Source organism: Streptococcus sp. NLN76, from assembly GCF_015686645.1.
Lineage (GTDB): Bacteria > Bacillota > Bacilli > Lactobacillales > Streptococcaceae > Streptococcus.
This window is the reverse complement of record NZ_JADPMS010000005.1, coordinates 58,662-67,239: the sequence shown is the minus strand read 5'-3', so window position 1 is coordinate 67,239 and position 8,578 is coordinate 58,662. Positions and strand designations below refer to the sequence as shown.

Genomic DNA, 8,578 nt, shown 5'->3' with positions numbered 1-8,578 from the left:
TCAAAAGGAATTACGACAAGCAGTTAAGGCTTATGATTATGAGCGTGTAGAGCTATTGCTAGATACTACAGAGTCCTATCTTGAACAGGAGGAGCACCTTGAGCGTTTGAGTGAAGTTCGAGCTTATCTAACTCGGAATTGGTGCTGGATTCGGCCACTAAAAGATAGAAATTTGCCAGTAAGTGATGGTGTGGGTGTTTGCGAAAGTGGACATCGCTTTTATACAAATCGTATGAAAAAGCAGGGACGAAATTGGACAAGACAAGGTGCTGAAAACATGACAACTCTCTTAGTAAGTATTCGCAATGGGGAGTTTGAGAGATTGTACAGAGCTACAGTTTCGGAGCCAGTCTTTAGCGAGGAAATAGCTATGAGTGCTTCAAAAGCCCTAAAGGTTATGAAACACAAAGAGCACACTATTCCACAGGCAACCATACCAGTGTATGGTCCCAAGAGTTCAGCTATGGGACGCTTATCGAGTTTATTTTAGATCGTTCGGAAGGAATAAAGAAGCAGGTCTTCATACCGTAGTGGAATCATTAGCAGTTGAGAAACAACTGCTAAATGACGGAGATTTCGAGACCTTGGCTCGAAATCTAGTGATGAGACTCCGTAGGAGGCTGCTCACGTCCGCACTACCTAATATGAAGACCTGCATATTAGAAACACTGAGAACGATAAGGTGGAGATTGACTTACTGAATCATTCAATTTGAATGACATTGATATTTATGTGTTTTTGCAATTTTGCAAACTGAAATTCACGCACGTCCTAGATTTGAGACTGATTTTTCAAATTTCCGAGAATAACTTGACACATACATAAGCTTGTTAATAGTTGACATCTAAAAAACATTTGAATACAATGTATTAAAAGGAGGTGTTAAATATGGCAACCATGACATTACGTATCAATGATGAAGATTCTAACTTGATCAAGAACTATTTAAAAGTACACGGGTTAACCATCTCTGAGTTTGCACGCCAATCAATGTTAGAACGTATTGAGGATGAGTATGATTTAGCTATTTTACGCCAAGCTATGGAAGATGATGATGGGGTTAGAATATCGCATGAGGATTTGATGGCGGAGTTTGGGTTATGATTTACAAGCTAACCTACACGTCAAAAGCAGTTAAGCAGTTAAAGAAACTTGATCCCTTTACAAGAAATTCAATCTTATCATGGATTGACAACAATATTGCTCATACGGATAATCCACGCTTACACGGAAAAGGGTTGACGGCTAATCATTCAGGAGAGTGGTGATACCGTGTAGGAAATTATAGAATTTTGGCTCAAATATATGATGATGAAGTTGTCATTGAAATATTTTCGATAGGTCATCGTCGAGATATTTATTAAGGCCCCTCTAACCAATGTCTGGAAAATTCAAACATTGATTTAATTGGATTTCAACAGTCTAATTTGAGCAAAAGCCTGAGCTTTTATAGGTCTCCTTAAAATAAAACCGTATGGAATTCCATGCGGCTTTTATTTTGTCTTTGAAATACCTAAGGATCTCAATCGCGTAAGAAAATTAGGACAGAAATAGATCAAAACAAGGTGACCAAGCTGGTAAAAGTCATCAAAGAATCAATGAAAAATGTAAAAATCTGTTTAATCAATTTGATTACGCAATAATCAGTACCAGTTTGTAAGGATTTGTAAAAATGTGTAAAAATAGGCGATTTTGGTGTATAATGAGAAGGTGAAAAAAATAGTCTATTTAGAGCCCTATTTTCCCAAAGGGCAGTTTTTCCTTGGGATTTTTGCGGTCTTGTCGATCATCTGTTTTTCCAGCCTTTACCTGATTGATTTAGGAACCAAAACTCAGGATGTGCGAATGTCCAATGCCCAAATCCGTGCCCAGGAAGTGGCCGGTTTTAGGGAAATTGAAACTGTCGAAGTCTTTAATGGACAGGAATCCTATACAACGGTTTTCGGAAAAAATGCAGCGGGTCAAGAACAAGCGCTGATTCTGAACTCCAAACAAGAGCAAGTCGCCTTGGTTGACTTAAATCAGGGAGCTAGCCGCAGTGAAGCAGAAAATCTAGCTGCTGAAGCGGGAGCAGATTCCATTCAGGCAAGCCGCCTGGGTTATGATCAGGGAAAAGTTGTTTGGGAAGTTCGGTCAGGAACGACCTATTATCTGATTGATTTTCAAGAAAAGAAACTCGTAAGGAAGGAGGGAGCCTAGTGTTATCAGATCGTGTTAAATATATGGAAGAAAGTGCTACTTTAGCTGCGGATGCCAAGGCTAAAGAGTTAGCAGCGGCAGGACGAGATATTCTCTCTTTGACGTTGGGGGAACCGGATTTTACGACTCCCGAGTCTATTGCCAAAGCAGCTAAGGAAGCCATTGATTCTGGGAAGGCTTCCTTTTATACCCCAGCTTCTGGCTTACCTACTTTGAAAGAAGCCATGCAGGGCTATATGTCTCAGTATTATGGCTATTCTGTTGAGCCCTCTCAAGTGTTGGTGACCACTGGAGCCAAGATGGCTTTGGCAGCCTTTTTCTTCGCAGTTTTGAATCCAGGAGATCAAGTCATGGTCCCAACTCCTTACTGGGTTTCTTATGCGGATCAAGTAGCCTTAGCTCAAGGGCAGGTAGTCTTTGTAGAGGGGAAGGAAGATCAGAACTTCAAAATTGGGGTCTCTCAATTAGAAGAATTGTGGAATGATCGTGTCAAGGTTCTACTCCTGAATAACCCTTCCAATCCAACCGGCAACCTTTATACAAGAGAGGAATTGGAAGCCATTGGCAACTGGGCCATCAAGCGTAAGGTGTTGATTTTAGCTGATGATATTTATAGTCGTCTGGTGTATAATCAGGCCGAGTTTGTTCCAATCTCTAGTCTTTCGCCAGAGATCCAGCAGCAAACAGTCGTCATTACAGGTGTTTCCAAGACCTATGCCATGACCGGCTGGCGGATTGGGTTTGCAGTTGGACCACAAGAACTGATTCAGGCCATGGGGAAACTAACCAGTCAATTGACCTCTAACCCTACGACTGTGGCCCAATATGCGGCGATTGCTGCTTTGACGGGGTCGCAAGAAGATGCTGAGAAGATGAGAGAAGCCTTTGAGGACCGTCTCAATACCATTTATCCGCTCTTGAATCAGGTCCCAGGTTTCCGTGTGGCTAAACCTGAGGGTGCCTTCTACTTTTTCCCAAATGTTAAGGAAGCTATGAAACGAAAAGGTTTTTCCAAGGTTTCAGACTTTACTAATGATATTTTGGAAACGATAGGGGTGGCCCTGGTTTCAGGAGATGCCTTTGGTAGTCCTCATCATGTTCGTTTGAGTTATGCGACAGATTTAGAGACTTTAAAAGAAGCGGTAAGACGCTTAGAACACTATATGAATTTGTAAAGGAACGTTTATGTCTAAAAAGTATGTATCCATCGTTGATGTGAAAGACCATGTGGGTCAAGAAGTAACAATTGGAGCTTGGGTTGCCAATAAATCCGGAAAAGGGAAAATTGCCTTTTTACAATTACGGGACGGTACGGCTTATTTCCAAGCTGTTGCCTTTAAACCAAATTTCCTTGAGACATTTGGTGAAGAGGAAGGGGCTGCTAAATTTGATACCATTAAAAAACTTAGCCAGGAAACCTCTGTTGAAGTTAAAGGAATTGTCAAAGAAGATGAGCGTTCTAAATTCGGTTATGAATTAGATATTACAGACCTAAAGGTCATTGGCCATTCTGTGGATTATCCAATCACCCCCAAAGAACATGGAACAGATTTCTTGATGGACCACCGTCATCTCTGGTTGCGTTCACGCAAGCAAATGGCGATCATGCAAATTCGGAATGCCATTATTTATGCGACGTATGAGTTCTTTGATCAAAACGGTTTCATTAAATTTGATAGCCCAATCCTGTCAGGAAATGCTGCGGAAGATTCTACGGAGTTGTTTGAAACAGACTACTTTGGCAATACGGCTTACTTGAGTCAGTCTGGACAGCTTTACCTTGAGGCTGGAGCCATGGCCCTGGGGCGTGTCTTTGACTTTGGGCCTGTTTTCCGGGCTGAAAAATCCAAAACACGTCGTCACTTGACAGAATTCTGGATGATGGATGCGGAGTATTCTTTCCTTTCACATGAAGAATCTCTGGACTTGCAAGAAGCCTATGTTAAAGCGTTGATTCAAGGTGTCTTGGATCGTGCGCCACAGGCCTTAGAAATCTTAGAACGGGATGTTGATCTTCTAAAACGTTACATTGCTGAACCATTTAAACGGGTTAGCTATGATGAAGCGATTGACTTGCTTCAGGCTCATGAACAGGATGAAGATACAGATTATGAGCACTTGGAGCACGGAGATGACTTTGGTTCACCTCATGAAACTTGGATTTCAAACCACTTTGGGGTGCCAACCTTTGTGACCAATTATCCAGCAGCTATTAAAGCTTTCTATATGAAGCCAGTTCCTGGTAATCCAGAACGTGTTCTTTGTGCAGACTTGTTGGCACCAGAAGGATATGGCGAAATTATTGGGGGCTCTCTTCGTGAAGATGATTACGATGCCCTTGTAGTTAAAATGGATGAGCTAGGAATGGATAAATCCGAATACGAATTCTACCTCGACCTTCGTAAATATGGTTCCGTGCCTCACGGTGGATTCGGTATCGGAATTGAACGGATGGTTACCTTTGTAGCTGGTACCAAGCATATTCGTGAAGCCATTCCATTCCCACGGATGCTGCATCGTTTGCGTCCATAAAGACGATTATACTCTTTTAGTTTATCTTTTATTACTGTGTTAGCTCCTCTTGCCGTACTTCAGTACTGTCTGCGACTCGCTGCCTTGTACTAAAAGCAAACTAAAAGACTACACAACTGAAAGAGGCTGGGCTGAAGTCCAAGCCTCATTTTTCGAAAGTGGAGGTTGTTTGATGAAAGAGAAATTGCAACTGGTGGTAGTGACTGGAATGAGTGGAGCAGGGAAAACTGTGGCTATTCAATCCTTTGAAGATTTGGGTTATTTTACAATCGACAATATGCCCCCTGCCTTATTGCCAAAATTGTTGACCTTGGTCGATGGTTCTGTGGAACAAAAACGGATGGCACTGGTGATTGACATGCGAAGCCGTTCGTTTTTCAAGGACATTCAAGAGGTTTTGGATGAGCTGGAGGATCGGGAAGATTTAGATTTCAAAATTCTATTCTTGGATGCGGCCGACAAGGAGTTGGTTGCCCGCTATAAGGAAACACGCCGGAGCCATCCACTGGCTGCCGATGGGCGTATCATGGACGGCATTAAGCGTGAGCGTGAGCTCTTGGCTCCCCTGAAGAGCATGAGCCAGAATGTTGTTGATACGACCGAATTAACGCCTCGTGAATTACGCAAGCTCCTAGCCCAACATTTTGCGGACCAAGATTTTGAACAAGCCTTCCGTGTGGAGGTTATGAGTTTTGGTTTTAAGTATGGCTTGCCGATGGATGCTGATCTAGCTTTTGATGTTCGCTTCCTCCCCAATCCCTATTACCAAGTAGAGTTGCGGAATCAAACTGGACTAGACCAACCGGTTTATGATTTTGTCATGGAACAACCAGAATCGGAAGATTTTTACCAGAACTTGCTCAACCTCTTGAACCCAATCTTGCCGGGTTACCAGAAGGAGGGCAAGTCCGTATTGACGATTGCGATCGGCTGTACGGGTGGACAACACCGCAGTGTCGCCTTCGCCCGTCGGTTAGCGGATGATTTGGCCAAAAATTGGAATGTCCGGGTCAGTCATCGGGACAAGGATAGAAGAAAGGAAACGGTTAACCGTTCATGAGAAAACAGCGAATTACAGTTATCGGAGGTGGGACTGGAATCTCGGTTATTCTGAATAGCCTCCGAAAACAAGACGTTGACATAACGGCTGTGGTCACGGTAGCCGATGATGGGGGGAGTTCTGGTAAACTCCGTGAGGATATGCAGCTGACCCCTCCTGGAGATCTACGCAATGTGCTTTTGGCTATGTCGGATATGCCCAAACTGTATGAAAAGATTTTCCAATACCGTTTTGCGGATGATGACGGTCCATTTGCGGGCCATCCCTTGGGGAATCTGATTATTGCAGGGATTGCAGAAATGCAAGGTTCTACCTACCATGCCATGCAACTCTTGACCAAGTTACTCCATACAACCGGAACCATTTATCCTTCTAGTGAACGGGCTTTGACCCTGCATGCGGTTTTTGACGATGGGACCGAGGTAGCGGGGGAAAGTCATATTGCCGAGCATGGAGGCATGATTGATCATGTCTACGTGACCAACACCTACGATGATTCTAAACCCAAGGCTAGTCGCAATGTGGTGGAAGCCATTTTAGAAAGTGACATGGTTATTTTGGGTCCAGGTTCTCTTTTTACGTCTATCTTACCCAACATTATGATTGAAGAAATTGGTCAGGCCTTGAAGGATACCAAGGCGGAGATTGTCTATATCTGCAATATCATGACCCAAAAAGGGGAGACGGAGCATTTTACAGATGGACAGCATGTCCGGGTTCTTCACAAGCACTTGGGTCAAGCCTTTATTGATACCGTTTTAGTCAATGTCGACCAAGTGCCTCAAGACTACATGAATGACCACGAATTTGACGAGTACCTGGTTCAAGTTGAACACGATTTTGCGGACTTGGCTAGCCAGGTACCACGGGTTATTTCTTCTAATTTTCTCCTCTTAGAAAAAAAAGGAGCCTTCCACGATGGTGATTTAGTTGTGGAAGAGATCATGAAAATCACCAGTCACAAACACTAAAGAAAGGAGGGCGCTTTCATGAGTTTTACCAGTAAAATCAAGGAGGAAATACTCGCCCTCTCGGAGCGTCACCCGGCTGAATTAGCGGCCCTCATTAAACTTTCTGGAAGTTTGGGCTTGAGTCGGGAAGGTCTAACTCTCTCTGTTACGACTGAAAATGCCAAGGTGGCTCGTTTTATCTATGAATTTCTCTTGGAATGGTTTGATATAAAGTCGGATATCCGTCACCGTCAGAAAACCAATCTCCGCAAGAACCGAGTTTACACGGTATTTATGGATCATGGGGTCAAGGATTTGTTGGATATTTTAGGGCTTTCACCTGCTTTTTTTGAGCAGGAGACTGGTCTACCAGTTTCCATTATGGACCACGATGATGCGGCGCGTGCTTATTTACGTGGGTCCTTCCTTGCCAGTGGCAGTATGCGTGACCCAGATTCCGGTCAATACCAACTGGAGATCGCTTCCGTTTATGTGGATCATGCCCAAGATTTGCGGCAACTCATGCAGGATTTCCTTTTGGATGCTAAGGTGTTAGAAAGAAAAAGAGGGGCTATCACCTACATCCAGCGAGCGGAAGATTTAATGGACTTCCTCATCATTATTGGAGCCTTGGAAGCTATGGAACAACTGGGGGAAATCAAACTGATGCGGGAAACGCGCAACGATCTCAATCGGGCTACCAATGCAGAAACTGCCAATATTGCCCGAACTGTCAAAGCCAGCATGAAAACCATTAACAATATCAGTAAAATTATGGATCATGTAGGGCTGGAAAGCTTGAGCCCTGAACTGCAGGAAGTGGCCCGCTTTCGGATTGCCCATCCCGATTACTCCCTCCAAGAACTAGCTGACAGCCTTCCCACTCCCCTCACCAAAAGTGGACTCAACCACCGATTGCGGAAGCTCAATAAAATTGCGGAGGAGATACCCGATTGAAAGTTGCTGTTTTAGGAGATATCCATGGCAATCTCACTGGCCTAGAGGCAGTAGTAGCGGAAACTCAAGCCCTTGGGATTGAAGAGTACTGGCTTATGGGGGATGAGCTTATGCCAGGCCCCTCTCACCTGGAGATTCTTGAACGACTGGCTAGTCTCCCCTATACTGTCCGTCTTCGAGGGAATTGGGAGGACTCTTATCTGCATGCCAGGGCTGGTCTCTATCCTCGGAAGACTCCTTTAGATTTGTTTGTCTATCGGCAGAGCCTACATTTGGATACCTTCTTGAATGATTCTCATCGCCAAGAAATTCAAAGCAGATCCATCTATCTTCATCGAAAAGTTGGGCCTTTACGCTTTAATCTTTCTCATCACCTGCCCAAAAAGAATTGGGGTCGTGACCTGGTCCCACCTTTTGAACAAGCGGATTTGAAAGCCTTGTTTGCGGAAGATGAAGCAGATGTTGCCATCTTTGCCCATAGCCATGTTCAGGGTCTTCACTATACGAAAGAAGGTCAATTGGTTTTAAATCCTGGATCCGTTGGGCAACCTTACTTTCCATGGGACACCTTGCGTCAAGACTTACGGGCCCAATATCTCTTACTCGACATCGATGAATCAGGTCTTGCCCAGATCGATTTTCGGAAGGTTGCTTACGATTTTGATCTGGAAATCAAACGGGCTTTAGATGCTCACATTCCTTATTTTGATTTTTACCAACATTTAATGAAAACAGGCATACGACTCAGTAATGATCCAGACTATCTGATTTCTTACCATCAAAAAATGGGCACGCAACAAGAAGTGGAAGATTATTTTGGAATCCAATTTTGACAGCTTTTGAATGTAAAACCTATTCATGATTATTTCTATTCCAACTA

General features: G+C 43.6%; 9 protein-coding genes and 1 pseudogene. All 10 read left to right on the top strand.

The annotated features are described in order from the left end of the window. On the top strand, positions 1–490 hold a 490-nt coding region (locus tag I1A59_RS01950), incomplete at its 5' end, for a UPF0236 family protein (RefSeq protein ID WP_196091144.1). Between the two features lie 398 nt (positions 491–888). Then, on the top strand, positions 889–1,104 hold the full coding sequence (locus tag I1A59_RS01945; protein WP_196091143.1) for a DUF6290 family protein: 216 nt from the start codon (positions 889–891) through the stop codon (positions 1,102–1,104). Continuing rightward, a pseudogene (locus I1A59_RS09585) lies at positions 1,101–1,364 on the top strand (type II toxin-antitoxin system RelE/ParE family toxin). Before I1A59_RS01945 ends, I1A59_RS09585 begins: the two are co-directional and overlap by 4 nt. A 346-nt stretch (positions 1,365–1,710) precedes the next feature. Beyond that, entirely contained in the window at positions 1,711–2,199 is a 489-nt protein-coding gene (locus I1A59_RS01940; RefSeq protein WP_196091142.1) for a DUF5590 domain-containing protein, read from the top strand. Positions 2,200–2,222: 23 nt separating this feature from the next. Next, positions 2,223–3,374, top strand: a complete 1,152-nt coding sequence (locus I1A59_RS01935) for a pyridoxal phosphate-dependent aminotransferase (protein ID WP_196091149.1) — start codon at positions 2,223–2,225, stop codon at positions 3,372–3,374. A gap of 10 nt (positions 3,375–3,384) precedes the next feature. After that, positions 3,385–4,731: an asparagine--tRNA ligase gene (asnS, locus tag I1A59_RS01930; RefSeq protein WP_196091141.1), complete on the top strand. Its 1,347-nt coding sequence runs from the start codon at positions 3,385–3,387 to the stop codon at positions 4,729–4,731. A gap of 169 nt (positions 4,732–4,900) precedes the next feature. After that, positions 4,901–5,791 (top strand): RNase adapter RapZ, encoded by an 891-nt coding sequence (gene rapZ, locus I1A59_RS01925; RefSeq protein ID WP_196091140.1) that lies wholly within the window; start codon positions 4,901–4,903, stop codon positions 5,789–5,791. Then, positions 5,788–6,762 carry a YvcK family protein gene (locus I1A59_RS01920; RefSeq protein ID WP_196091139.1) on the top strand — a complete coding sequence of 325 codons (975 nt, stop codon included), beginning with the start codon at positions 5,788–5,790 and terminating at the stop codon, positions 6,760–6,762. Before rapZ ends, I1A59_RS01920 begins: the two co-directional genes overlap by 4 nt. A gap of 18 nt (positions 6,763–6,780) precedes the next feature. Continuing rightward, positions 6,781–7,698, top strand: a complete 918-nt coding sequence (gene whiA, locus I1A59_RS01915) for a DNA-binding protein WhiA (RefSeq protein ID WP_196091138.1) — start codon at positions 6,781–6,783, stop codon at positions 7,696–7,698. After that, positions 7,695–8,531, top strand: a complete 837-nt coding sequence (locus tag I1A59_RS01910; protein WP_196091137.1) for a metallophosphoesterase family protein — start codon at positions 7,695–7,697, stop codon at positions 8,529–8,531. The genes whiA and I1A59_RS01910 overlap by 4 nt, the downstream gene beginning before the upstream one ends. Positions 8,532–8,578: the final 47 nt, after the last annotated feature.